This window comes from Hymenobacter koreensis, from assembly GCF_039541855.1.
In the GTDB taxonomy this organism is placed as follows: Bacteria; Bacteroidota; Bacteroidia; order Cytophagales; family Hymenobacteraceae; genus Solirubrum; species Solirubrum koreensis.
In genome coordinates this window covers 343,593-367,708 of sequence record NZ_BAABHA010000010.1, presented here as the reverse complement: position 1 = coordinate 367,708, position 24,116 = coordinate 343,593, and the positions used below count along the sequence as shown (strand labels likewise).

Annotated in this window: 21 protein-coding genes and 2 pseudogenes; 21 read left to right on the top strand and 2 right to left on the bottom strand. The window is 58.2% G+C overall.

Going from position 1 to position 24,116, the window contains the following annotated elements; genetic code table 11:
* Nucleotides 1–80: 80 nt before the first annotated feature.
* The 6 genes from ABD903_RS15530 (at nucleotide 81) to ABD903_RS15505 (ending at nucleotide 5,265) form a co-directional block, all read left to right on the top strand.
* Entirely contained in the window at nucleotides 81–944 is an 864-nt protein-coding gene (locus ABD903_RS15530; protein ID WP_345225770.1) for a sigma-70 family RNA polymerase sigma factor, read from the top strand.
* Nucleotides 945–1,127: 183 nt separating this feature from the next.
* Nucleotides 1,128–2,072, top strand: a complete 945-nt coding sequence (gene trxB, locus ABD903_RS15525; protein WP_345225768.1) for a thioredoxin-disulfide reductase — start codon at nucleotides 1,128–1,130, stop codon at nucleotides 2,070–2,072.
* A gap of 178 nt (nucleotides 2,073–2,250) precedes the next feature.
* The gene (locus ABD903_RS15520) at nucleotides 2,251–3,363 is read left to right on the top strand and encodes a peptidoglycan DD-metalloendopeptidase family protein (protein ID WP_345225767.1); all 1,113 of its coding nucleotides are present in this window, start codon (nucleotides 2,251–2,253) and stop codon (nucleotides 3,361–3,363) included.
* 101 nt (nucleotides 3,364–3,464) lie between these two features.
* On the top strand, nucleotides 3,465–4,184 hold the full coding sequence (gene bshB1, locus ABD903_RS15515) for a bacillithiol biosynthesis deacetylase BshB1 (RefSeq protein WP_345225765.1): 720 nt from the start codon (nucleotides 3,465–3,467) through the stop codon (nucleotides 4,182–4,184).
* A 42-nt stretch (nucleotides 4,185–4,226) separates the two neighbouring features.
* Nucleotides 4,227–4,628, top strand: a complete 402-nt coding sequence (locus ABD903_RS15510) for a hypothetical protein (protein ID WP_345225764.1) — start codon at nucleotides 4,227–4,229, stop codon at nucleotides 4,626–4,628.
* Nucleotides 4,629–4,644: 16 nt separating this feature from the next.
* Complete coding sequence (locus tag ABD903_RS15505) at nucleotides 4,645–5,265, top strand: hypothetical protein (RefSeq protein ID WP_345225762.1); 621 nt, start codon at nucleotides 4,645–4,647, stop codon at nucleotides 5,263–5,265.
* A 165-nt stretch (nucleotides 5,266–5,430) separates the two neighbouring features.
* Here the strand turns inward: ABD903_RS15505 and accC are convergent, their stop codons facing one another.
* The gene (gene accC, locus ABD903_RS15500) at nucleotides 5,431–6,945 is read right to left on the bottom strand and encodes an acetyl-CoA carboxylase biotin carboxylase subunit (RefSeq protein WP_345225761.1); all 1,515 of its coding nucleotides are present in this window, start codon (nucleotides 6,943–6,945) and stop codon (nucleotides 5,431–5,433) included.
* 298 nt (nucleotides 6,946–7,243) lie between these two features.
* Between accC and ABD903_RS15495 the strand changes: the two genes are divergently transcribed.
* Both ABD903_RS15495 and ABD903_RS15490 read left to right on the top strand, forming a co-directional pair.
* The gene (locus ABD903_RS15495) at nucleotides 7,244–8,482 is read left to right on the top strand and encodes an aminotransferase class I/II-fold pyridoxal phosphate-dependent enzyme (protein WP_345225759.1); all 1,239 of its coding nucleotides are present in this window, start codon (nucleotides 7,244–7,246) and stop codon (nucleotides 8,480–8,482) included.
* Nucleotides 8,483–8,731: 249 nt separating this feature from the next.
* Nucleotides 8,732–8,905: pseudogene (locus ABD903_RS15490) on the top strand (histone H1); the annotation flags it as partial.
* A 192-nt stretch (nucleotides 8,906–9,097) separates the two neighbouring features.
* Here ABD903_RS15490 and tyrS read toward each other — a convergent pair.
* Entirely contained in the window at nucleotides 9,098–10,399 is a 1,302-nt protein-coding gene (gene tyrS / locus ABD903_RS15485) for a tyrosine--tRNA ligase (protein ID WP_345225757.1), read from the bottom strand.
* A 168-nt stretch (nucleotides 10,400–10,567) separates the two neighbouring features.
* Here tyrS and holA point away from each other — a divergent pair, with 168 nt between their 5' ends.
* The 13 genes and pseudogenes from holA to trmB all read left to right on the top strand — a co-directional run bounded on the left by holA (nucleotide 10,568) and on the right by trmB (nucleotide 24,074).
* Nucleotides 10,568–11,623 carry a DNA polymerase III subunit delta gene (gene holA / locus ABD903_RS15480; RefSeq protein ID WP_345225755.1) on the top strand — a complete coding sequence of 352 codons (1,056 nt, stop codon included), beginning with the start codon at nucleotides 10,568–10,570 and terminating at the stop codon, nucleotides 11,621–11,623.
* Nucleotides 11,624–11,637: 14 nt separating this feature from the next.
* Nucleotides 11,638–12,018 (top strand): hypothetical protein, encoded by a 381-nt coding sequence (locus ABD903_RS15475; RefSeq protein WP_345225754.1) that lies wholly within the window; start codon nucleotides 11,638–11,640, stop codon nucleotides 12,016–12,018.
* Between the two features lie 12 nt (nucleotides 12,019–12,030).
* Nucleotides 12,031–12,192, top strand: a pseudogene (locus ABD903_RS23280) (suppressor of fused domain protein); the annotation flags it as partial.
* Between the two features lie 76 nt (nucleotides 12,193–12,268).
* Entirely contained in the window at nucleotides 12,269–12,730 is a 462-nt protein-coding gene (parS, locus tag ABD903_RS15470) for a type II RES/Xre toxin-antitoxin system antitoxin (protein WP_345225753.1), read from the top strand.
* A gap of 3 nt (nucleotides 12,731–12,733) precedes the next feature.
* A complete protein-coding gene (locus tag ABD903_RS15465) occupies nucleotides 12,734–13,192 on the top strand; it encodes an RES family NAD+ phosphorylase (protein ID WP_345225751.1) in 459 nt (152 codons plus the stop codon).
* Nucleotides 13,193–13,411: 219 nt separating this feature from the next.
* Nucleotides 13,412–16,642, top strand: coding sequence for a tetratricopeptide repeat protein (locus ABD903_RS15460; RefSeq protein ID WP_345225750.1), 3,231 nt, complete (start codon nucleotides 13,412–13,414; stop codon nucleotides 16,640–16,642).
* Between the two features lie 112 nt (nucleotides 16,643–16,754).
* Nucleotides 16,755–18,464 (top strand): TonB-dependent receptor, encoded by a 1,710-nt coding sequence (locus tag ABD903_RS15455; RefSeq protein ID WP_345225748.1) that lies wholly within the window; start codon nucleotides 16,755–16,757, stop codon nucleotides 18,462–18,464.
* Nucleotides 18,465–18,515: 51 nt separating this feature from the next.
* Entirely contained in the window at nucleotides 18,516–19,706 is a 1,191-nt protein-coding gene (locus ABD903_RS15450) for an HU domain-containing protein (protein ID WP_345225747.1), read from the top strand.
* A gap of 1 nt (nucleotide 19,707) precedes the next feature.
* Nucleotides 19,708–20,415, top strand: a complete 708-nt coding sequence (locus ABD903_RS15445) for a MotA/TolQ/ExbB proton channel family protein (RefSeq protein WP_345225745.1) — start codon at nucleotides 19,708–19,710, stop codon at nucleotides 20,413–20,415.
* 122 nt (nucleotides 20,416–20,537) lie between these two features.
* A complete protein-coding gene (locus tag ABD903_RS15440) occupies nucleotides 20,538–20,945 on the top strand; it encodes an ExbD/TolR family protein (protein ID WP_345225743.1) in 408 nt (135 codons plus the stop codon).
* A 107-nt stretch (nucleotides 20,946–21,052) separates the two neighbouring features.
* Nucleotides 21,053–21,955, top strand: a complete 903-nt coding sequence (locus ABD903_RS15435; protein ID WP_345225742.1) for a hypothetical protein — start codon at nucleotides 21,053–21,055, stop codon at nucleotides 21,953–21,955.
* Nucleotides 21,956–22,039: 84 nt separating this feature from the next.
* Nucleotides 22,040–23,350 carry a bifunctional folylpolyglutamate synthase/dihydrofolate synthase gene (locus tag ABD903_RS15430; RefSeq protein ID WP_345225740.1) on the top strand — a complete coding sequence of 437 codons (1,311 nt, stop codon included), beginning with the start codon at nucleotides 22,040–22,042 and terminating at the stop codon, nucleotides 23,348–23,350.
* Between the two features lie 64 nt (nucleotides 23,351–23,414).
* Complete coding sequence (gene trmB / locus ABD903_RS15425; RefSeq protein ID WP_345225739.1) at nucleotides 23,415–24,074, top strand: tRNA (guanosine(46)-N7)-methyltransferase TrmB; 660 nt, start codon at nucleotides 23,415–23,417, stop codon at nucleotides 24,072–24,074.
* The last annotated feature ends 42 nt before the right edge of the window (nucleotides 24,075–24,116 follow it).

Below are 24,116 nucleotides of genomic sequence, written 5' to 3'. Positions count from 1 at the left end.
GCCCCTTCTGACCGGACTTCGGCCGGTTTTCACTCTGAAATTCAACCTGCACCTTTCTACTCGCTTCCGCGCAACTCACAATGAGACAGTTAAAAATCAGCAAGCAGATTACCAACCGCGAAAGTCAGTCGCTGGATAAGTACCTCCAGGAGATTGGCAAGGTGGATCTGTTAACCCCCGACGAGGAGGTAACGCTGGCCCAGCGCATTCGGGAAGGCGACCAGCAGGCACTGGAAAAGCTTACCAAGGCCAACCTTCGCTTTGTGGTGTCGGTAGCCAAGCAATACCAGAACCAAGGCTTGTCGCTCGGCGACTTGATCAACGAGGGCAACCTCGGTCTGATTAAAGCAGCTAAGCGCTTCGACGAAACCCGAGGCTTTAAATTCATTTCCTACGCCGTGTGGTGGATTCGTCAGTCCATCCTGCAGGCCCTGGCCGAACAGTCGCGTATCGTGCGTCTGCCCCTCAACCGTGTTGGTTCGCTGAACAAAATCAGCAAGTCTTTCTCGGAGTTGGAGCAGAAGTTTGAGCGCGAGCCGTCGCCGGAAGAAATTGCCGAAGTACTGGAGCTGACCACCTCGGAAGTGGTGGATACGCTCAAGATTTCGGGACGTCACGTATCGGTAGATGCTCCGTTCGTGCAAGGCGAAGAAAACCGCCTGCTCGACGTGCTCGAAAACGAGGACGAAGAGACGCCCGACAGCGGCCTGATGACCGACTCGCTCCGCAAGGAAGTGCAGCGCGCCCTGAGCACGCTCACCAAGCGCGAAGCCGATGTTATTACGCTCTACTTCGGCCTGAACGGTGAACATTCGCTGACCCTTGAAGAAATCGGCGAGAAGTTTAACCTCACCCGCGAGCGGGTGCGCCAGATCAAGGAAAAAGCCATTCGCCGCCTGCGCCACACCTCGCGCAGCAAGGCGCTGAAGCCGTACTTGGGCTAGGCTCTACTTTTACTCTACTAATACAAAAACCCTGGCCCACCGGTCGGGGTTTTTTGTAGCACTTAAGGGGCATACTGGTTGTTATCAGCCTGATGACGTTGTGCACTGGCATCGGTTTGCAAACTGTACAGTTCGGGCCGATGAATGCTACCTTTGCCGCTCTCTTTTGAATTTTCCCAATCAATGGAAAACACCACTGAACACATCAAGTGTCTGATTATAGGTTCGGGTCCGGCCGGCTATACCGCCGCCATTTACGCGGCCCGCGCTAACATGCAACCCGTGATGTACCAGGGGCTGCAGCCCGGCGGCCAGCTCACCATCACTAACGACGTTGAGAACTTTCCCGGTTATCCGAAAGGCGTAATGGGACCCGAAATGATGGAGGACCTGAAAGCCCAGGCCGAACGTTTCGGAACCGATATCCGCTACGGTTTGGCAACCAGCGTTGATTTCTCGGGCCATCCGCACCGGGTTACCATTGATGAGAAAACCACGCTTACGGCCGATACGGTTATCATTGCCACCGGTGCTTCGGCCAAGTGGTTGGGCATTGAGTCGGAGGCACGTTTAAACGGCTCGGGTGTTTCGGCTTGTGCTGTGTGCGACGGTTTTTTCTACCGCGGCAAAGACGTGGCCATTGTGGGCGCTGGCGACACGGCTGCCGAAGAAGCTACGTACCTCTCCAACCTGTGCAATAAAGTGTACATGCTGGTGCGGAAAGGGGAGATGCGCGCGTCCAAGATCATGCAGAAGCGCGTGCTCGACAACCCGAAAATTGAGGTGCTGTTTAACACCACCACCGACGAAATCCTCGGCCAGCATGCCGTGGAAGGCGTGCGCGTGAAGAACATTCTGACGCACGAAACCCGTGAAATTGCCATCGAGGGTTTCTTCGTGGCCATCGGCCACGAGCCCAACTCGGCTATTTTCCGCGAGTACCTGCACCACGACGAGCAGGGCTACATCAAAACCCTGCCCGGAACCAGCAAAACCAACGTCGACGGGGTGTTTGCCTGCGGCGACGTACAGGACTTTGTGTACCGCCAGGCAGTTACCGCGGCCGGCACCGGCTGTATGGCCGCGCTCGATGCAGAGCGGTACCTGGCGGCGCTGGGCGTCCACTAAGTTTACTTGGTCAACCTTAGCTTAAGGAATACTAAACGGCACTAAGCTGCCGTTGTCCGGGCCGTTCTGCCGCTGGCGGAACGGCCCGTTTGCTGAATGCTTCCGTACTTTGCCTCCCCAAGCGCCGGGCGGCCATGCCCAGCACTTGGGGTTTAGTTCGTCTCCACCTTACTTGCCCTTGTCCAATACGCTCAAATTCTGGCTCCTGACGCTCTTGGCGGTGCTGCTTTGGCTGGCCCCCGATCAGGGGCACGCCCAGCGCCGACGCAGGCCCACGCCCAAGGCCAAAGCCGGCACGCCCAAAGACTTTTTCCGCATCAAAGCGCCCAAGATTCGTTACGTGCGGCCCGATACGACGGTCGTCATCGAAACCGAGGAACTGCCCGACGAAAGCTCCGAAGCAGCTAAATCGGTGTTTCGCCCGGCCCGGCCCCTGAGTATTGTGAGCGAAGACACTACTACGCTCAACGAAGGCACCCAAAGCATTGTGGAAATGTCGGAGGAGGTGCTTATTGATTCCTCCTGGATTAAAGTGGCCGGCTACTATTCCATATGGGACACCCGCTCGGTAAACCCCTACCGCATGGACGGGCGCCGGCTGCGCGACACGCTTACGCTGCGCCTCACCGATCCGCCGCGTGAACGGTTTGCCCGCATGCCCATGACGGAAACACCACTTACTTCTGATTTCGGCTTCCGGGGCTACCGCTGGCACTACGGGGTAGACATTGATCTGGAAACCGGCGACTCGGTAAAGGCTGCTTTCGACGGGGTGGTGCGCGTGGCCAACTGGGACGGCGGCGGTTACGGCTACTACCTGGTTATTCGCCACTACAACGGCTTGGAAACGCTTTACGGCCACCTCAGCAAGCAATTGGTGAAGCCAGGTACTTTTGTGAAGGCCGGGCAGCTCATTGGCAAAGGCGGCAGCACCGGGCGGAGCACCGGCTCGCACCTGCATTATGAGGTGCGCTACGAGGGCAACCCCATCGACCCCGAGCAGGTCTACGATTTCCCCGACCACCAGCTGCGGACCGAGAACCTGAGTATTACCGCTGCTCTCTTCAACTATGCCGGGCAGGCGGCCCGCCTGAAAGCCGCGGCACGTTCCCGGGCAACTTCGAGCAAGCCTACGGCAGCCCGCCGCGTGGTGTCGCACCGCATTCGTCCGGGCGATACGCTTTCGGAAATTGCCGATAAGTACGGCGTGTCGCAGGCGCAGATCCGGCGCCTGAACGGCATTTCCGGCTCCACTACCTTGCGGCCGGGCCGTACCCTCCGTATCAAATAAATGGCCGAATGGCTGGATGGTTAAATGGCTGGTCGTTCTGCGCTGCATACGGAAGAACGACCAACCATTTAACCATCCAGCCATTTAACAATTCAATTAGGATGAAACTCGACATTCTGGCGCTGGCCGCCCACCCCGACGATGCGGAAATGTCGTGCGCAGGCGCGATGCTGGCTGCGGCGGCTAACGGCAAGAAAATAGGAATTGTAGACCTCACGCGCGGTGAGCTGGGCACACGCGGCACGCCCGCTACCCGCGCCGAAGAAGCTGCCGCGGCCTCGCAGATTCTAGGCCTGCACGCCCGCGAAAACCTGGGCCTGCCCGACGGCTTCTTCCAGAACGTGCGCGAACATCAGCTGCCCATTATTGCCGCCATCCGGCGCTACCAGCCCGAGGTGGTATTGCTCAACGCCATTCACGACCGGCACCCCGACCACGGCCGCGGCTCGCAGCTGGAGTCGGAGGCCTGTTTCCTTTCGGGCCTGAAGATGATAGAGACGCTGGGCCCCGACGGGCAGCCGCAAGCCGCCTGGCGCCCCAAGCATGTGTACCACTACATCCAGGACCGCCAGATCAAACCCGACTTCATCGTGGATATTTCGGCGCACTGGGCGAAGAAGCGCGAAGCCATTGCCGCCTTCAAGTCGCAATTTAACGTGGCCGGCGAAGGGGAGGAGCAGACCTATATTTCCTCGCCCGTGTTCTGGCAGTTCCTCGAAGCCCGCGCCCGCGAAATGGGACACATCATCGGGGTGGAATTCGGCGAAGGATTTACCGTGGAGCGGCCGATTGGGGTGCAGGATTTAACGGAACTGCAGTAAAGGCTCTTCTTTTGAGTGTTCTAGTTAGAATCTATATTCTGAATGAAAGTTTTCGATTATTTCTTCTACCGTGTGGCAAAAACCTATTACAAAAACGATGGCGTAGGTGCCGCCACTGCTGTTGTGGGACTCAGCGCGCTGCAGTTTTTGCTGATTACAATCTTGGGCTTATCCTGGATAGGGTTTGTCCTGGGTGGCCTTGCTTCGCCCAACCATTCGAAAACGTGGGGAAATGCTGCTATCGTGGTTTGTACGCTGCTATTGGTTTACAATTCTTTTAGGTACTATAATAAGTATCCCCTGCTTGCCAAACGGTGGGAACAAGAGTCAAAAAAACAAAAGCGCGTGCGGGGAATCCTGATCATCTTAGCTATTCCGCTGGTTTTTGCAATAATGGTTTTAATCATGTGGCTTATACAAACCAAACCACATAGCTCACTATAGAACTGGCCTCCTTTGTATGAAACATGTTTTTTATTTGTTGCTCGTAATATTGCTATGTGCTCACAGCTCTTATTCCCAGAAAGAAACCTGCCCACAAGGCGACACTATGACCTTCGAGGGGTTTGTGCTAATGCCTGGCTACGCAGGTGTCGTTGGTGGGTATACATCTGAAGGGGATATATCTACCGCTTTACCGGTGGGCCTTGTGGGAGGAAACTACTTCATCCAATACCGAAACAAGCCGTTACGTTTCAGCAAGGCATTGAAAGCAGGAGTCTTTTTTACCAGTTTCACTCGGTTTGGCGCCTTTCTGCCCCCAGATATGGCGGACAGTATTCAACGGAATCTTGCAGCATGTGAAACAGTTACTAGTCCACTTTTGCTAAGTATAAGACACGGCTTCGGCGCACAGAACCTGCACTATAATAAATTTTGGCGTGCGCGAGGCATAACTGGCGAATTGCATCTTGTAAAAATAAAGTTTCGTTACGTTGCCTATAAAGAATTATTAATTACTCTACCCAATCCTGCCTTTAGGCCTAATTCCAATAAGAGGAAGCCATGGCTGAGTACACAAATTCCCACATTTTTCATTACAGAAATTCTACAAGCTGAAATCGTAGAAAAGCAGTTTTGAATCTTGTTCTCGTTAAGTGTTTTCCGGCTTGTAAAAACCTCCAACATGCCAACATTGCTTGCCAACCGCTTGTAGAAATATTGGCTTCCGCGTTTGGTGAGCCAATCATAAGTATAGAAACGCGCACGCCGGACCAGTTATGGCCCGGCGTGCGCGTTTCTATAACTAGCGCGTTAACCGATTTTTCTTCCAATTAGAAGCCCCCACCGCCGAACCATTAGCGTTAGCGCCATTCGCAACAGCCGTGGCCTTTTGCTCCGTGAGCATCTTTGCGGCGAAAACAGCGGCAAGTTGCTCCAGCTCGGCGTTTGGGGCGTTGTTGGCCAGTACGCTGGGCTGGAAGTGGTCCTTGATGAAGTTCGTGTCGAAGTCGCCGGAAACGAAGGCGGGGTGGGTGAGGACGTAGGTGCCGAAGGGCAGCGTGGTTTCGATGCCGGTAATCTGGTACTCGGCAATGGCGCGCAGCATCCGCTCGATGGCCTCGGTGCGGTCTTTCCCGTAGGTGACCAGCTTGGCAATCATGGGGTCGTAGTAAATCGGAATGTCCATGCCCTGCTCAAAGCCGTCGTCGACTCGTACGCCGGGGCCCTGGGGGCGTACATACACTGCCAGGTTGCCGATGTCGGGAAGGAAGTTGTTTTGCGGGTCTTCGGCGTACACGCGCAGCTCCAGGGCGTGGCCGGTAATGGAGAGGTCTTCCTGGCGGAAGCTTAGCGGCTGGCCTTGGGCTACCTTAATCTGCTCCTTTACTAAATCCAGCCCGGTAATGCACTCCGTTACGGGGTGCTCCACCTGCAGGCGGGTGTTCATTTCGAGAAAGTAGAAGTTGCGCTGGTCGTCGAGCAGGAACTCCACGGTGCCGGCGCCGGTGTAGTTGCAGGCGCGGGCCACGTCTACGGCGCAGCGGCCCATTTCGGCGCGCAGCTCGGGCGTGAGCACCGCCGAGGGTGCCTCCTCAATTACCTTCTGGTGGCGGCGCTGAATGGAGCATTCCCGCTCAAACAGGTGCACAATGTTACCGTGCTCGTCGCCGAGCACCTGAATTTCGATGTGGCGCGGTCCGGTCACGAACTTCTCAATGAACACGGCGCCGTCGCCGAACGAGGAAACGGCTTCCGAAACGGCCATCTTCATCTGCTCTTCAAACTCGGACTCCTGGTGCACGAGGCGCATGCCTTTGCCGCCGCCGCCGGCCGAGGCCTTAATAAGGATAGGGAAACCCACCGCGCGAGCAATGCGCTTGGCCTCTTCCACGTCGGAAATGGCCTCGTCGGTGCCGGGTACCAGCGGAATGTCGTAGGCTTTCACGGCTTGTTTGGCCGAAAGCTTGTCGCCCATAATGTTCATGGCCTCCGGCGAAGGACCGACGAACGTAATGCCGGCTTCTTTCACCTTGCGGGCAAACTCGGCGTTTTCGGAGAGGAAACCGTAGCCGGGGTGAATGGCATCGACGCCTAGCTCCTGGCAAACTTCAATGATACGGTCGCCGCGCAGGTAGCTTTGGCTGGATTGCGGACCGCCCACGCACACAGCTTCGTCGGCGTAGCGCACATGTAGGGCGTTGCGGTCGGCTTCGGAGTAAATGGCCACGGTTTTCAGGCCCATTTCGCGGGCCGAGCGCAGCACGCGCAGGGCAATTTCGCCGCGGTTGGCGACGAGCAGCTTGGTGATTTTCTTCATGCCGAAGGGGCGGAGGGGAACAGCAGATTTAGCGGGCCGAAGGTAATAGGTAGGGGTGACACGTAACAGGTCCTGAGGAGACGCGGAACGCACGAGGGTAAATTATCGGTAAAACTTCTTGGCCGCAGACTTGTCACCTATTAACCGCATCACCTGTTACCGCATCGCACTTCCTAATACCTCGCAACTTACTAACGGCGGGCTGGGCGTCGTTTCGTAACTTGCGCCGTGTTCGGCCGTGCCTCAACGAGGTGCAGGACCGTCATTTTTCAGTTACCCCACCCAAAAGCATTCCCGCGTGGATATTTTTGAGAGAATTGCCGCCAACCGCGGCCCGCTCGGCAGCCACTCGCACTACGCCCACGGCTACTTTACTTTTCCCAAGCTCGAAGGCGAAATCAGCCCCCGAATGGTCTTCCGGGGCAAGGAAGTATTAAACTGGAGCCTGAACAACTACCTCGGTTTGGCCAACCACCCCGAGGTGCGTAAAGTGGACGCCGAGGCTGCTGCCGAGTTTGGCATGGCCCTGCCCATGGGTGCCCGCATCATGAGCGGCAACTCCAACTACCACGAGAAGCTGGAGGCCGATCTGGCCGAGTTCATCAACAAGCCCGATGTGCTGCTGCTGAATTTCGGCTACCAAGGCGTGGTGAGCATCATCGACGCGCTGGTGTCGCGCCACGACGTGATTGTGTACGACGCCGAGTCGCATGCCTGTATCATCGACGGCGTGCGCCTGCACCAGGGCAAACGGTTTGTGTACCCGCACAACGACATGGCCGGCCTGGAGAAGCAGCTGGAGCGTGCCACTCGCATGACCCAAGAAACCGGCGGCGGCATTCTGGTGATTACCGAAGGCGTGTTCGGCATGTCGGGCAACCTCGGCAAGCTGCGCGAAGTGGTGGCCCTGAAAGAGAAATTCGAGTTCCGTTTGTTCGTCGACGACGCGCACGGATTCGGGACCATGGGCGAAACGGGCGCTGGTACGGGCGAACATTTGGGCATTCAGGACGGCATTGACGTTTATTTTTCGACGTTCGCGAAGTCCATGGCCAGCATCGGTGCCTTCGTGGGCGGGCCAGAATCGGTAATTGAATATTTGCGCTACAACATGCGCAGCCAGATTTTCGCCAAATCCCTGCCCATGCCGCTTACGGTGGGCGCAATCCGTCGTTTGGAGCTGCTGCGCACGCAGCCGGAATTGAAAGATAACCTCTGGACAATCGTACACGCCCTGCAAAGCGGTTTGCGCGAAAAGGGCTTTAACATCGGCACCACAGAGTCGCCGGTTACGCCGGTGCTGCTCAACGGCCAGATCCCCGATGCTACGCAGCTAACCTTCGATTTGAGAGAGAATTACGGCATTTTCTGCTCCATTGTGGTGTACCCAGTGGTGCCGAAAGACGTGATTATGCTGCGCCTGATTCCGACGGCTACCCACACGCTGGAAGACGTGCGGCAGACCATTGCGGCCTTTGAGGCCGTGGCAGCCAAGCTGGATAAGGGCTTGTATTCGAAACAGCCCGCAACGGCTTAAAACGCCATTTTGCTAAAGACACGAACTGCCCGTTGCACCCCGCAGCGGGCAGTTCGTTTTTTGTATTATATGAGGAGAAATTGATGAGCTGTTAAATGCTAAAACGCAGATTTTGGGTGTCGAAATGGGCCCATACGCGCTGTATTGGCCGTTTAAAAAAAAAGTAAAAAATTAGCTTGTATTTGAAATGCCCGTATATTAGACCCGGTCAAATTCTTGTTCCACACCACAAACCTCTCTCTTTTAATCATGGCTAATAACTTTGGCTCCCTGCGTGACCTCGTAATGTCTCTGGAAGGTGACTTCGAGAAGTTCTACGACAAGAACAACTCTGCTGCTGGTACGCGTGTACGCAAAGGCATGCAGGAACTGAAGAACATGGCCCAGGCCATCCGTTCGGAAGTTCAAAACACCAAAAACAGCGCTGCCGGTACCGGTGCCGCTGCTGGTGCTGCCAAGCCCGCTGCTAAGAAGGCTGCTCCGGCTGCTGCTAAGAAAGCTGCTCCGGCTAAAAAGAAGTAATTCGGCGCGGCCGCCTGGCCGCACTCTGTTACCCATACAAAAAGGGCACCCGACATGTCGGGCGCCCTTTTTGTTTTCTCTGTTGTGGCTGATTTAGGTCAGCTTGATCAGGTAGTAGTTCTTCTTGCCTTTCTGGGCTACGATGTAGCGGTCCTGCACCAAGGGCAGCTCGGTAGCCGCCTGGGCCGGTGCGTCGGCGCGCTGGCGGTTCAGGCTTACGCCGCCGGCCAGTACCTGCTCGCGCGCCTTGCCTTTGGAGGGGAAAATCTGGAAGCCGGTGGCCTCGCTTACTAAATCGAGTACAGTGAGGTCCGCAAGTTGCTCACGGGGCACCGAAAGATGAGGGACGCCGGCAAACACGTCGAGCAGGGTGGGCTCGTCGAGGCTGGCCAGGTCACCGCCACCGAACAGTACCTGCGAGGCCGACAAAGCCGCTTCGTAAGCTGCTGCGCCGTGCACGCGGGTGGTTACGTCTTGCGCCAGGGTTTTCTGCAGGAGGCGCTGGTGCGGGGCTTGGGCGTGCTCGGCTTCCAGGGCTTCAATCTCGGCTTGGTTGAGCAGCGTAAACACGCGAATCAGGCGCGGCACGTCGGCGTCGGCGGCGTTCAGGAAGAACTGGTAGAACTGGTAGGGCGAAGTCATGGTGGGGTCGAGCCACACGGTGCCGGTTTCGCTCTTGCCGTACTTGGTGCCGTCGGCCTTGGTGATGAGCTGACCGGTGAGGGCATAGGCTTTTCCCTCGCCGCCGCTCATGCGCCGGATCAGCTCGGTGCCGGTGGTGATGTTGCCCCACTGGTCGGAAGCGCCCATTTGCAGCGTTACGCCCAGGTTTTTGTAGAGGTGCTGAAAGTCATAACCCTGCAGCAGCTGGTAGCTGAACTCGGTGTAGCTCAGGCCCTCAGCGCCGGTCTCCTCGTTGCCGCTGATGCGGCGCTTTACCGAGTCCTTGGCCATCATGTAGTTCACCGTGAGGTGCTTGCCTACTTCGCGCAAAAACTGCAAAAAGCCGAATTCCTTGAACCAGTCGTAGTTATTCACGACCAAGGCACCGGTGGGGCCTTCCGAGAAATCGAGAAACTTCTCTAACTGCGCTTTAATGCCGTTCTGGTTGCGGCGCAGGGTTTCTTCGTCCAGCAAATTGCGTTCGGCCGACTTGCCCGACGGGTCGCCAATCATGCCGGTGGCCCCGCCTACCAGGGCTACCGGGCGGTGGCCGGCGCGCTGCAGGTGCACCAGCAGCATAATGGTGGCCAGGTTACCGATGTGTAGCGAAGCCGCGGTGGGGTCGAAGCCGATGTAGCCGCTGATGGGGGCGTTCTGGCGCAGGTGCTCGTCGGTGCCGGGCATCATGTCGTGAAACATGCCGCGCCAGCGCAGTTCTTCAATCAGGTCCATTCAGTTGTCAGTTGCGGGTTGTCAGTTGTCAGTAGCCAATGGGCAAAACCGATGCACTGGAGGCGCAAAGGTAAGGGCAGGGCGGTACCTTTGCGCGGAAGTTGAGTAGGGCGTTATCCGCTGTTGCGCGCCCTGGCAACTGATAACTCCCAACTGACAACTCCGATTATGCCTGCTCTTTCAGCCGACCAACTCATGCAGCAACTGCAGAAACGGCAGTTTGCGCCGGTGTATTTTCTGCAAGGGGAGGAGCCGTATTATATCGATTTAGCCTCCGACTTCATCGAGAAAAACGTGCTCAGCGAAGCCGACAAAGGTTTTAACCAGGTGGTGCTGTACGGCAAAGACACCGACGTGCCCACCGTGCTGGGCCAGGCCCGCCGCTTTCCCATGATGGCCGAGCGCACGGTGGTCATTGTAAAGGAAGCCCAGAATCTACCCGGCCTCGACTCCGAAAGCGGCGCCACTCAGCTGGAAGCTTACCTGAAAAACCCGCTGCCGAGCACGGTGCTGGTGTTCGGCTACAAGCACAAAACCCTCGACGGCCGCAAAAAGCTTGGCAAGCTGATAGCCGAACATGCGGTGCTGCTTACGTCTGATAAACTGCGCGACTACCAGGTGCCGCAGTGGCTGCAGGCCACCATGAAGCAGCGCCAGCGGCCCATTCACGACGATGCCGTGCAACTGCTGAGCGAATACATCGGGCCGGACCTGGGCCGATTGTTGGGCGAAATCCAGAAGATTGAGCTGAACCTGAAGCCGGGTGAGCCCATTGATGCGGCCACAGTGCAGCGTTTGGTGGGCATCAGCAAAGACTACAACATCTTCGAGCTGCAGAAGGCCCTGGTAACGCGTGATATTCTGAAGGCTAACCGCATCGTGCAGCACTTCGCGGCCAACCCTAAGGATAACCCGCTTATTCCCAACCTCACGTTGCTCTTTAACTTCTTCCTGCGGCTGCTGCAGTTGCATACGCTGCCCAACCCCACGGCCGCCGACTGGAAGCGCCTCGGCATTGCCCACGCCTTTGCCCAGAAGGAATACCAGCAGGCCCAAAAGGTATTCAACTACCAACGCACCCGCGACATCATTCGCCTCATCCGCCGCGCCGATTTGCAAAGCAAGGGCGTGGAAAGCGGCTCCATGGCCGACGGTGATATTCTGCAGGAGCTGGTGTTCATGATTCTGCACCCGCAAGTGCCGGTGGCGGCGGTGCTGGGGTAAGTGACAGGAGCGAAATGGAATACAACCTCGACGCTCTACAATGCCATCTTGAGTCGGTGTGGCAAACCCAAAGCCGCAGGATAAAATGGGAGCTTGGGCCAACGGAAAAGCTACATCCCGATTTTAGAGTCCTTGAGTTTGAGCCAGGAGGCACTCACAGCTTTTGGATTTACTCAACTCTAGGCATGACCTTGGGCATGGCGGGGGAATTGTTTGAACTGCACCTTTTCTCTTCAAAGGAAAGCATTGACCTAGTGGAACTCCTGGTTGCAGCAGCTTCTTTCCACCGCAATGTTGCTGAGCTAGGGTTGAACCACACCGTGAATTTTGGACAGGCTTGGATGGATTCTTCGGTGTGTGACCATGGGTTTATTTCTTGGCCGTATCTGGATTAAGAAGATTTACAGCAGTTTGAGGTCGGGAATGACTCTTTAATGCACTACTGGCTCATTCCGATTACGGAAGCGGAGCGTGATTATAAGATCCAAAAAGGATGGGAGGCTTTAGAGGACCTGTTTGAAGTCAGAAGTCTGGACTATTTAAATCCTGAACGGACTTCCTTGATATAAGAATGAACCTAAAAGAAATTTTTCCACGTTAAAGAGAAAAATTTCCCTAAGTTTCGGCTGCATTCCTCAGAGTACCATGGCAACTACCAGCATCAAACCCAAAGCAGATACGGCCTTGCCCGTGGGGCTGCGCAAGAAATGGGCGGCTTGGGGCCGCACCGGCAAAGATTCGTTTGCCTTGGTGCTGGAGGCGCGCAAAGGCGTGCCGGCTGCCACGGCTTTCGAGGTAGCCGAGGCCTACCAGCTGCAGGCCCACGAGCTGGAGGCCATCTACGAGCTGTCGACGAAGACGCTGCGCAGCTACTCGCAGGAGAAAAAGCCGCTGAGCGCCGCCAGCAGCGAAAAGACCCTCAAGATTATTGCCCTCTACAACCTGGGCGTAGAGGTGTTCGGCGAAGCGGCCGCTTTTCTGCGCTGGCTGGATAAGCCCGCCCACGGCCTCGACCAGGAAGTGCCCCTGCGTTTGCTCGAAACTTCCGGCGGCATAGATCTGGTGGCCGAGGAATTGCAGCGCATTGCCCACGGCGACTTGTCGTAGCCCGTGCTGGTATACCGCATTTGCCTGGCTAAGTACGCCGACGGGCTGTTTGCCTCGGGCTACCGGGCGCGCTGGAATTTCAAAGACCAGTTCGTGATTTACACCGCTGCCAGCCGGGCCCTGGCTTGCCTCGAAAACGTGGTGCACCGCAGCGGCGAAGGCCTGAACGAGCAGTTTCGGGTGCTGGTGATAGACGTGCCCGACGACCTGCTGGTGGAAGAAATCAACCCGGCGGATTTGCCGCCGGGCTGGGAAAAAGCCAGCCGCTACGCCGTGTGCCAGCCTTTGGGCAGCGCCTGGTACGAAGCGCGCCGCTCAGCCGTGCTGCGGGTGCCGTCGTCCATTGTGCCGCAGGAAAGCAACTTTATCCTGCACAGTCGCCACCCCGATTTCAGCCGCATTCAAATACTAGGGCGGGAGGAGTTCAGCTTCGATGCGCGTATTAAGGCTACGGACCTGTGAGTAGCAAAACCGGCTGCTGGCGCTATGTAGCCCCGGCAGCCGGTTTTGCGTATTGGAGCCGCGAGTCCTGGCTTGCTTTAAACGAAGGCCGCCGGCCGGAATACCATATTCGGCTGAATCCACGTTGAAGGAAAGGGAATAGGCGCAACCCGCGGCCATTTTTCCCTACTTTTGAACATCCCGGGCCGACGGGGCCCTTCCTCCCGCAACGCTCCGCAAATGAAGCTTCTCTCTCGCCTGGCGCTGGCTGCCTCGCTCAGTGCCGCGACGCCGCTGGCCGCGCAAGCCCAGCATACCCAGAAATTCACTAACGAAGAACGCCCATTCTTCGAAGGCCTCGAACTCTTCGACCGCGCCCAGTACGGGGCCGCCCAAGCTGCCTTTCAGCAGTACCTGGAGCAAACCCAGCGCCGCAGCGGCGACCTGCGCGACCGAACCGTAGACGCCGAGTACTACTACGCCGTTAGCGGCTTGTACCTGTTTCACCCCGATGCGGAAAGCCGCATTCTGGCCTTCGCCGATAACAACCCCGCGCACCCCCGGGCCGCGTCGGCGTACTTCGAGCTGGGCCGCACGTACTTCGACAAGAAGGACTACAAGCGCGCCGCCGAATACCTGCAGCGCGTGGCGCCCGATAACCTCGGCAACGAGCAGCGGGCCGAGTCGGAATTCAAGCTGGCTTACAGCTACTTCGCCCTGAAGGATTTTGAAAAAGCCAAGCTGATTTTCGACCGCAACAAGCAAGGCAACCACCAGTACCGCTACGCCAGCAGCTACTACGCGGGCTACCTCGCCTTTAAAGCCGGTAACTACGCCGCAGCGCGCCAGGACCTGGCCACCGCCGAGCAGAACGACGCTTACCGGCCCGTAGTACCGGCCATCATGAGCCAGATTTTCTACAAAGAGGGCAACCTCGACGGGCTCATCGACTACGGTACCAAGGCGCTGGCGCAAACCCCGCCGCCCCAGGGCGCCGACGAAATTCAGCTGTTAGTAGGCGACGCGTTCTACCAGAAGCAGGATTTTGCCAAAGCCGCCGAGTACTTCGATAAATACGCCGCCGGCCGCAAGAAAATCGAGCCGATGGTGCAGTACAAAATCGGTTACGCGAACTTCAAGCAAGGCGACTTCAAAGGCGCTATCAACAGCCTGAAAGGTGTGGCGGCCCAGCGTGACTCGCTTGGCCAAAACGCGGCCTACCACCTTGGACTGAGCTACCTGCAAAACAACTCCAAGCAATTGGCCCTAACCTCGTTTGATGCTGCCCGCCGGGCGCCGTTCGACAAGCTGGTGGCCGAAAACGCTCAGCTGAAGTACGCGCAGGTAAGCTACGAGCTGGGCAACACGCCCGATGCCATCGACGCGTTGGAGGAATTCGGAAAGAAGTACCCGCGCTCAAAGAACCGCGCCATTGCCGACGACCTGCTGTCGGATGCTTACCTGGGCAGCAACGATTACGCCCGGGCCCTGCGCTACCTCGAAGGCTTGGACGACCGTACGGCTAAGCTAAACGCTACTTACCAGCGCGTGGCCTACTACCAGGCGGCCACGCTCTACAACAACGGCAAGTACGGCGAAGCGCTGCCGCTGGTCGAGAAGTCGTTGCGGGTGCAGCAGGACGATGCCCTACGCGCAGCTGCACAGGTACTGCAAGGTGAGATTTACTCGGTGGGCCTGCAGTACGAGCCGGCTATTCGGGCTTACAACGCTGCGTTGAGCACCACCCGCAGCGGATCTGCGGCCCAAACCGATTTCGACCAAAAAGCCCGTTACGGCCTTGGTTATGCGTATTATAACAACAAGCAGTACGCCCAGGCCCGGCCGTATTTCCAGGCTTTCCTGAGTGACAAAGAAGCCAAGCCGGCTTCCGACCCGAACTACTATGACGTGACGCTGCGCCTCGCCGACACGTACTACGTGGCCAAAAGCTATACCCAGGCCATTGAGCTGTACGACAAAGTCATTCAGGCCAATGCGGCCGACAAAGACTTTGCGTACTACCAAAAAAGCCTGGCGCTAAGTCTGATGGGCCGCAAAGACGACGCCGCCAAAACGCTGCAGACGCTGTTGCGCACCTCGCCCAACTCGCGTTACGCCGACGACGCGGTATACCAGCAGGCCCAGCTTGATTACGAAGGCGGCAATTTCCAACCGGCTGTGGAAGGCTTCTCGCGCCTGATTGAGCGCCGACCCAACTCCCCGTTGGTACCGCAGGCTTTGCTCAAGCGTGGCATTGCCTACCAAAACCTGCAACAGCACGAGAAAGCCGTAACCGATTTCCGGCAGGTGCTGGCGCAGTTCCCGCGCACGAAATCGGCTTCCAGCGCTATTCTGAGCTTGCAAGAGAGTTTGTCGGCCCTAGGCCGCACCGAGGACTTCGACCAGGCCTTGGCGCAGTACAAGCAGGTTAACCCGAACGACAAAGCCGTGGAAAGCGTGGAGTTCGAGGCGGCCAAGTCGCTGTACACGGCTGAGAAATACGCCCAAGCTATTCCGCGCCTCGAAGCGTACCTGAAGCAATACAGCCAAACGGTACTGGCTGCTGATGCGCGCTACTTCCTAGCCGACTCGTACCTGAAAACCGGTAAAAAGGCCGAGGCCCTGCCGCGTCTGCGGGCTGTGGTGGAAGAGGGCAAAAGCGAAAACGTGATTCGCGCCGTGGGCCGCGTGGCCGAACTGGAGTTCGAGAACAAGAACTACGGCGAGGCCGCCCGTTTCTACACGCGTTTGCGCGAAACCACCAGCAACCGCCGCGACCGGGCAAATGCCGGTCTGGGCCTGATGCGCAGCCTGTTTGAAGCCGCCGACTATGCGGGCACCAAGCGCGTGGCCGCCGAATTACTGGCCGAAGGCAGTGCGACGCCTGCCATTACCAGCGCCGCGCAGCTCTACACCGGCAAAGCCAGCTACAAAGCCGGCGAACTAGATGCCGCGGTAACCGAGCTGACCACCGCCGCTAAAACCGTGGATGTAAACGGTGCCGAAGCGCAGTATACGCTGGCGGAGGTGCTGTTTCAGCAGAAGAAAAACGAAGCGGCGCTGGACGCGGCTTTCAAGCTAAACTCCAGCTTCAACCAGTACGATTTGTGGCTGGGTAAAGCCTTCTTGCTGATTTCCGACATTTACGTGGCTCAAGGGGAAACCTTCCAGGCCCGCGCCACGCTCAGCTCCATCATCGATAATAAGTTTCCGGTAGCTGAAGTGCTGGAAGCGGCCAAACAGAAGCTGGCCGCGCTGGATGCTGCCAACCCGGCCGGTGCTCCGAAAGGAGGGGCCGCCACCCCAGCTACTGGTACGCCTAAAGCGGGGGCAGCCAAACCGGGTGCCACCCCCAAACCCGCCACTACCGGCCGCCGCTCTGCCACTCGCAATTCCTTGCAGCCGCAGTCCGACTCCACCACTACCGACTCGCCGGCTCCTACGCCGACGAACACGGAAGACGAAGAGTAAAAACCGCCGGTTTCCTATCAAATTAGTCGTTGAACAGCCGGGTAGTGGGACTGGCGGCCGGGTGCAAAAAGCACAAGCCGCCAGTTTCGAAACCGCAGACCTACGTTCCTGAATGAGCCATTCTTCCCATCGGCATATAACTCTGGCCGCTTTCCTGACCGCCGCTGTCGTACCGACGTTGGCGCAAGCCCAGCCCACGCGGCCGCGCAGCGGTAAAATCGAGGAGGCCGAAATTGAGATTGTAAAAGAGCGCGAAAACCAACTCCCCGAGGCGGCGCGCAACTTTGAGAAAATTCAGCTGGCCCCGGCACCCAAAACCGACCGGCAGGTGCGCTATACCTTTCCTGATTTCCGCCTGCCGAGCCAGAACCTGAACCCATCGGTTCGGGTACTGACCATTAAGCAGGAGGAACTGACACCCTTGCAGGGAAATTACGCCCGCTTGGGCGTGGGCAACTACGCTTCGTTGCTGGGGCAGGCCCACCTGCACACCACCCGAAACGCCGATTACGCCTACGGGCTCGACCTCAACCATATTTCGTCTGCCCGCGGTCCGGTGGATGGCAAGAACTCCTCGGTAGCGCAAAGCAATCTGCAGCTGCAGGGCGAGCGTTACAACGGCCCGCTAACCCTGGGAGCCCGCCTGAACCTGGGCCGCGACCGGGCCAACTTTTACGGCTATAACCCGAACCTGGAGCCCACGCCCGAACCCGACAGCATCAAGCAGGTATTTTACCGTGTCGACGGGCAAGTGTACCTGCGCAACCGCGACCGGGATGCCGCATTTCAGTACGACATTGCCGGCGGCTACCGCAACTGGCAAGACCGCTTCGATGCCAAGGAATCGAACGTGTACGGGCAATTGCGTACGGCGTACTACGTAACCGAAAAGGGCCGCGTGCGCTTCGACGGTGACCTGTCATTCATTTCCCAGAAAGATTCGGCCTTTTCCCTGAGCCGGCCCTTCGCCCAGGCCACGGCGGCGTACGAGCAGAAAGTGGGTACCCGCCTGGATGTATCGGTGGGAGGAACCGTTGGTTACACCGGCGACACCATTAATAATGCCCGGCAGGTAAACTTTTTCCCGGCCGTGCGCTTGGGCTACACCGTGGTCGAAGACAAGTTCGTGCTCTTCGGCGGGCTCGGCGGCGGGTTGCAGCGCGTTACGCTTTACGATCTAACCCAGGAAAACGCGTGGCTCGGCAAACGCCAGCAAGTGGCCGACACGCGTCGGGGACCCACGGTGTTCTTCGGTTTCAACGCTGCACCGGTCCGCAATCTGCAGGCATCGGTTAAGGTTACCCTCAGCAACGACGACAACCTGTATTTCTACAACCTCTCGCGCCGCGACACCACCCGCTACGAATTGGTATACGACCCCAAGTCGACGCAGCTGCTGAACGTGCACGGCGAGCTGGTGTACAACGCCGCCGAGAAATTGCGGGTGGGCACCCGGCTCGATTACAACGGCTACAACGTGAAAACCCTGGCCGAGCCGTTTCACCGGCCCAACTTCCAGGGCGTGTTCTTTGCTTCGTACAACATGTACGATAAGTTGTTGCTGGGTGGTGAGTTGTACACGCTTAGCTCAAGCTACGGTTCGGTGCGGTACCCCGTGGGAAGCACCACGCCGCAATTCCGCGAACAGTTACGCGCCACCAACGCCGTGGTGGACTTGAACCTGCGGGCCGACTACCGCTTTTCGGAAAACTTGTCGTTCTTTGTTTTGGGCAATAACTTGCTTGGCCGCAAGTACGAGCGTTTCCTGAACTACCCCGTGAAGGGCATAAACGTACTGGCCGGTTTGGGTTACCAGTTTTAGGCGAGCGGTAAATTGTGGCGGTGTTCTGCCGCTTTCGCTTGCCAAACCCGGTTGCCTACCCCATTCATCACCCTTTACCTCAGCGCCTTGCAGCTATCCGACCACATTCAACGCCTGCTCCGGGACCACGACTGCGTAATCATTCCCGATTTCGGTGGGCTCATTGCGGATTACGAACCGGCCCGGCTGCACCCGGTGCGCCACACGCTGGCCCCGCCCGCTAAACGCGTGGCTTTTAACCAAGCACTTACCCGCAACGACGGCTTGCTCGTGGACGCGCTCAGCCGTTCCCTGGCCATTTCCGCCGCGCAGGCTCGCCAGCAGGTCCGCCAAGCCGTAGCCACCATGCAGCGCGAACTGGAAGCCCAACAGCGCACCGAGTTGCCGGGTATCGGCGTGTTCCGCGGCGCCCCCGACCGCGGCCTGGATTTCGAGTACACCGGTTCGGCAAACTTGCTTACGTCCAGCTTTGGCTTGCCCGAGCTTACGTCGCGGCCCGTGCGTGCTACTGATGCCCTGCTGGCTCGGGAGCGGGTACGGGAAGCGCCGCAGCCGCTGCTGGCCGCCGGCAACCGTGCCCGACTGCGCCGCGTGTTCAATTTTGCGTCGGTGTTTGTGTTGGCTGGTTTATTCCTGACGGCCAATTACCAGTTCGCGGTGCAGAACGGCTACGCTAAATGGCCCGACGAATGGCACCTGAATGCCAACAAATCAACAACTGAACTGGCTCGCCAGCCTCAAGCCGCCAACCTGGCCAATACAGCCTTTGGCGAGGTAGCCCTGCCCGACGGAAGCAAGGTTGAGGAGCCCGAAATAGCCAAGCCGGAACCCGCAAATGCGGAACTAGCCGTGGCTGCTGCCACCAAAAAGGCCGTTAGCGCCCGTGCGGTGGCGCCCGCCGTGCCCGCTAAAAAGCCGGTTGCTGCAACCAGCCGCAAGCCTGCGCCGTCGGTAACATCATCGTCGGCAGCCGGCACCACAATTTCGGGGGTTACAAACCGTTTTTACGTGGTAGTGGGCAGCTTTAACTCGTTGCGAAGCGTAGAACAGGCCCGTTTAAACCTGGCCCGCAAAGGCCGGGTCGCCAAAGTACTACTGCCGCGCCGAGGTTCCAAGCAAGTTCGCGGTACCAAACATTTCCGTCTCACCGTCGCTGATTTCAGCACCCAAGCCGCTGCCCGGCAGGGCTTACCCGCCCTGCGCAAACAATACGGCTCCGACATTCTGGTCTACAACTATTAGCATGATTGCACCTTTTCTGCTGCAGATAACCACCGCTGCGGCCGACTCCGCCGCCGACCCCACCGCCGCCGCTGCGGCTGCACCCGCCGCCCAGCCAGAGCTTTCGGTCATCGACTTGATCCTGCAAGGGGGCTGGATTATGCTCCCGATCGGGTTGCTCTCGCTGCTCTCCATTTACATCATCATCGAGCGGTACATCACCATCCGGAAAGCCGCCGCGCTGCCCGATTCGTTTATGTCGCAAATCCGGAACCTGATGGTGAAGGGCGACTTGCAGGGCGCCAAAATGCTCTGCGCCCAAACCGCTTCGCCGCTGGCCCGCATGATTGAGAAGGGAATACGCCGCATTGGCATTCCGCTCAAAGACATCGAGACCAGCGTGGAAAACGTAGGGAAGGTGGAAATTGCGCGCCTCGAGAAGAACATCAGCGTGCTCGGCATTGTGGCTGGTATTGCGCCCATGCTGGGTTTTGTGGGTACCATCGTCGGGGTAATCAAAATCTTTTACGCCATCAGTACCACCGGGGACTTCGGTATTGCCCAGATTTCGGGCGGTCTGTACACCAAAATGGTAACCTCGGCGGCCGGCCTTATTGTGGGCATCATCGCACACGTTGGGTACCACGGCCTCACTTTAATGGTAGAGCGTTTGGTGTTCCGCATGGAAAACTCGGCCATCGAGTTCATGGACATTCTGCAGGACAACTAAATTTTTAATGTGCCAATGAGGTTAAATGAAGGTAATGTGCTCAAGCCGCTCTGAAGGCATCGTATGCACATCAGCACATTCCACCTCATTCGCACATTAGCGAAGCGTACCACCTTAGCCCCATGGATTTAAGCCGCCGTCGTAAACTTTCTTCGCACGTCGAGACCAGCTCGATGAACGACATCATGTTCTTCCTGATGCTGTTCTTCCTTATCGTGTCGACGATGGTTAACCCGAACGTGATTAAGCTGCTGCTGCCCAATGCGCGGTCGGGCAAGGCTGTAATGAAGCAAACCATTAACGTCTCGGTTACCGCCGACGGTTCTTACTTCCTCGACCGTCAGCCACTGGCGCCCGGCGGGCTCGAAGAAGCGTTGCGTCAGCGCATCAAAGGCTCCGAAGAAACCACCGTGGTGTTGCGCGTCGATAAAGCGCTGAACGTGCAGAAGCTGGTGGACGTACTTGAAATCGGGAATCGACTAAAAATTAAAATGGTCATGGCCACCGCCGCGGAGCAGTCCAAAGGCTAGCCTCTTCGGTCTTGGCCCCTAACTTGCCCCGATGCGCTGAACCCCAGCCGCACCGGGGCACGTTGTTTAACCGCAACGCAGCTTTTACCTCTTTTCAACTTTGAACTATGGCCGTTGAATTTCGCGAAGAACACCGCCGCGAGGCGCTCATCGGTACCCTGGCTTTCCACGGCCTGCTGGCCCTGTTGTTCTTCCTGATCGTTTTCAAAAACCCGCCCGAGGACATCGTGCTCAGCAGTGGCGGCGGAGTGGAGCTAAACTACGGACTGGACGAAGCGGGTTCGGGCGACATCCAGACCACGGCGCCGGCCAACGACTCGCCTAACCGCGAAGACAGCCGCCCACCTGCCCAGCAGCCCGACCCCGAGCCGCAACCTGCCGTGCGTACTCCGCCGGTAGCCGAGCAGCCTGCCGAGGAGAAAATTTTGACAAGCGACGCAGAAGAAAACGACGTAAAAATTCCGCCGGTTGAAAAGCCCGCCGAGCGTCCGCGCGAAGAACCCGTGAAGCCCGCCGAGCCCGAGAAACCCAAGGTTGACCGCCGGGCCGTGTTTACCCCGCGTGGTTCCGCCACCGGTGGAGGCAATGGCACCAGCGGCACCAGCAACTCGCCCTCGGGCAACAACAACGGCGACAAGCCCGGCACCGTGGGCGACCAGGGCAGCCCAGAAGGTACCCTCGACGGCCGCGCCCTGTACGGTTCCCCCGGCAGCGGGGGAGGTACCGGCGGTGGCGACGGCATGGGCGACGGTTTTGGCAACAGCGGCTGGGCTTTCGAGAATACGCCGCGCGTCGAGCCGCTCGACAACGAAGGCGGTTATGTGCGCCTGAAAATCAAGATCGACGAAGACGGCGAAATTGTGTCCGTAACCAAAGTGGGCAGCAACATGTCGCCGCGCCAGGTGCAGGCCTGCATCGACGCCGTATCGAATAAGGCCACGTTCCGCCGTGTAAAGGGCGGAACAGGAGGAGCCACCGGCTTTTACACTTACCGTTTCCGGGTAGAATAGCCGCACATCTTCGGCTTAATTAGCGCCGTCGGTCGGATTTCTCCGGCCGGCGGCGTTTTTTTGCACCCTGAACTGCCCCGCGCTATGAATTACCCCGAAACCCTTGCTTTCCTCTACGGCCAGCTGCCGATGTTCCAGCGCGTGGGTGCGGCCGGGTTTAAAGACGGGCTTGTGGGGGTACAGCGCCTGGTGGAGGCCATGGGGCATCCGGAGCGAAATTTTCGGGCCGTACACGTAGCCGGCACCAATGGCAAGGGCAGCAGCTCGCACATGCTGGCGGCCGTGTTGCAGGCAGCCGGCTACCGCACCGGGTTGTACACGTCCCCGCACTTGCGGGAGTTTACCGAGCGCATCCGCCTAAACGGGCAGGAGCTGACCCCAACTTATTTGGTGCAGTGGGTGGAAAAATGGCAGGGGCTTTTCGAAGAGGTCAAGCCTTCTTTTTTCGAAATGTGCGTAGCGCTGTGCTACGACTATTTTTCTGCCGAACAGGTTGATATAGCCGTGGTGGAAGTAGGGCTGGGCGGCCGCCTCGATTCCACGAACATCATCACACCGCTGGTGTCGCTCATCACCAACATCAGCTACGACCACCAGGCCATTCTGGGCGATACGCTGCCGCTGATAGCCCGTGAAAAAGCCGGAATTATCAAGTCCAACGTGCCGGCGGTTATCAGCCAGACCCAGGCGGAGGTTGCCGAGGTTTTTACCGAAGTAGCCCGGCAGGTAGGAGCGCCGCTGCTGTTTGCCGATGCCCGGTACCGCGCCGAACTGCTCCACGATAACCCGTCCGCGGCTACACAGCACCTGCGCGTGTGGCGCGGGCAGGAAGTATGGTTTGATGACCTGGAGCTCGGGCTGGTGGGCGACTACCAGCGGCTGAACCTGCCGGGGGTACTGGCCACGGTAGAGGAATTACGCAATCAGGGCTTCGGCATAACCGACAAGCACGTGCGCCTGGGGTTACGCTCTGTACAAACGCTTACCGGCCTGCGCGGACGCTGGCAGATTGTGGGGCGAAACCCACTGGTAATCTGCGACACCGGTCATAATGAAGCCGGCATCAAGCTGGTTATGAAGCAGCTGGCGCGGTTACAGTACGGGCATTTGCACCTGGTGCTGGGCATGGTGAACGACAAAGACCCACAGCCCGTGTTGCGTTTGCTGCCGCGCGAAGCCACGTATTACTTCTGCCAGGCCAGCATTCCGCGGGCGCTGCCCGTCAACGACCTGCTCGGGTACGGCCAACAGCTCGGCCTGCAAGGCCAGGCGTACGCGTCGGTGGAGTTGGCGCTGGCCGCCGCCCGCGAAGCCGCCGCGCCCGATGATGTGGTTTTCGTGGGCGGCAGCACCTTTGTAGTAGCCGAAGTACCCGATTTGTACGGGGCTAATTAGCCTGCCTTGCCTTGGTTGAGCAAACAGGGCGTACCGAAATTATTCACACAAGCACATTGCCTTCATGGGCCGAGTAAAACTGAAGCGCTTCGCCGACAACGCCCAGCGTACCGACATTGTGGAGCCGGGGAAAGCCACGTTCGGCAACCTGATTGGCCGCTGGAAATCCGATTTCTTCCGCAACGACCACCCCATTACCATCGAAATAGGCTGCGGCAAGGGCGAGTACACGGTGGGCCTGGCGGCGCGTTATCCCGAGCGCAATTTTCTGGGGCTCGACATCAAAGGCGAGCGGATGCACCGCGGCAGCGTGCTGGCCGAAGAGCAGGGCCTAACCAATGTGGGGTTTCTGCGGGTGCAGGCCGAAAAGCTGCTGGAACACTTCGGTCCCGGCGAGCTGGATGAAATCTGGATAACCTTCCCGGATCCACGTCCGCGGCTCGGCGACACCAAGCGGCGGCTTACCTCGCCGCGCTTTCTGGAGCTGTACCGCCAGGTGCTGCGTCCCGGCGGTATGGTGCACCTCAAAACCGACTCGGACTCCTTGTTTGAGTACAGCGTAGAATTGCTGCAGGAGAGGCAGGCCTCTAACCTGGTGGTAACCTACGACCTCTACCAAACGCCCGAACTGTTACCCCACGCGCACGACATTCAAACCACTTACGAGCGGAAATACCGCGAGCGGGGTGTGCCCATCAAATACCTGCATTTCACGCTTTCCTAAACCTCAAACAGGACGCCAGAGGCAAACAACATTGCCTTGTGT

Coding starts and splice junctions, on each gene's coding strand:
- ABD903_RS15530 (WP_345225770.1), top strand. CDS start 81: ATGAGACAGTTAAAAATCAGCAAGCAGATTACCAACCGCGAAAGTCAG.
- trxB (WP_345225768.1), top strand. CDS start 1,128: ATGGAAAACACCACTGAACACATCAAGTGTCTGATTATAGGTTCGGGT.
- bshB1 (WP_345225765.1), top strand. CDS start 3,465: ATGAAACTCGACATTCTGGCGCTGGCCGCCCACCCCGACGATGCGGAA.
- ABD903_RS15510 (WP_345225764.1), top strand. CDS start 4,227: ATGAAAGTTTTCGATTATTTCTTCTACCGTGTGGCAAAAACCTATTAC.
- ABD903_RS15505 (WP_345225762.1), top strand. CDS start 4,645: ATGAAACATGTTTTTTATTTGTTGCTCGTAATATTGCTATGTGCTCAC.
- accC (WP_345225761.1), bottom strand. CDS start 6,945: ATGAAGAAAATCACCAAGCTGCTCGTCGCCAACCGCGGCGAAATTGCC.
- tyrS (WP_345225757.1), bottom strand. CDS start 10,399: ATGGACCTGATTGAAGAACTGCGCTGGCGCGGCATGTTTCACGACATG.
- holA (WP_345225755.1), top strand. CDS start 10,568: ATGCCTGCTCTTTCAGCCGACCAACTCATGCAGCAACTGCAGAAACGG.
- ABD903_RS15475 (WP_345225754.1), top strand. CDS start 11,638: ATGGAATACAACCTCGACGCTCTACAATGCCATCTTGAGTCGGTGTGG.
- parS (WP_345225753.1), top strand. CDS start 12,269: ATGGCAACTACCAGCATCAAACCCAAAGCAGATACGGCCTTGCCCGTG.
- ABD903_RS15460 (WP_345225750.1), top strand. CDS start 13,412: ATGAAGCTTCTCTCTCGCCTGGCGCTGGCTGCCTCGCTCAGTGCCGCG.
- ABD903_RS15455 (WP_345225748.1), top strand. CDS start 16,755: ATGAGCCATTCTTCCCATCGGCATATAACTCTGGCCGCTTTCCTGACC.
- ABD903_RS15445 (WP_345225745.1), top strand. CDS start 19,708: ATGATTGCACCTTTTCTGCTGCAGATAACCACCGCTGCGGCCGACTCC.
- ABD903_RS15440 (WP_345225743.1), top strand. CDS start 20,538: ATGGATTTAAGCCGCCGTCGTAAACTTTCTTCGCACGTCGAGACCAGC.
- ABD903_RS15435 (WP_345225742.1), top strand. CDS start 21,053: ATGGCCGTTGAATTTCGCGAAGAACACCGCCGCGAGGCGCTCATCGGT.
- ABD903_RS15430 (WP_345225740.1), top strand. CDS start 22,040: ATGAATTACCCCGAAACCCTTGCTTTCCTCTACGGCCAGCTGCCGATG.
- trmB (WP_345225739.1), top strand. CDS start 23,415: ATGGGCCGAGTAAAACTGAAGCGCTTCGCCGACAACGCCCAGCGTACC.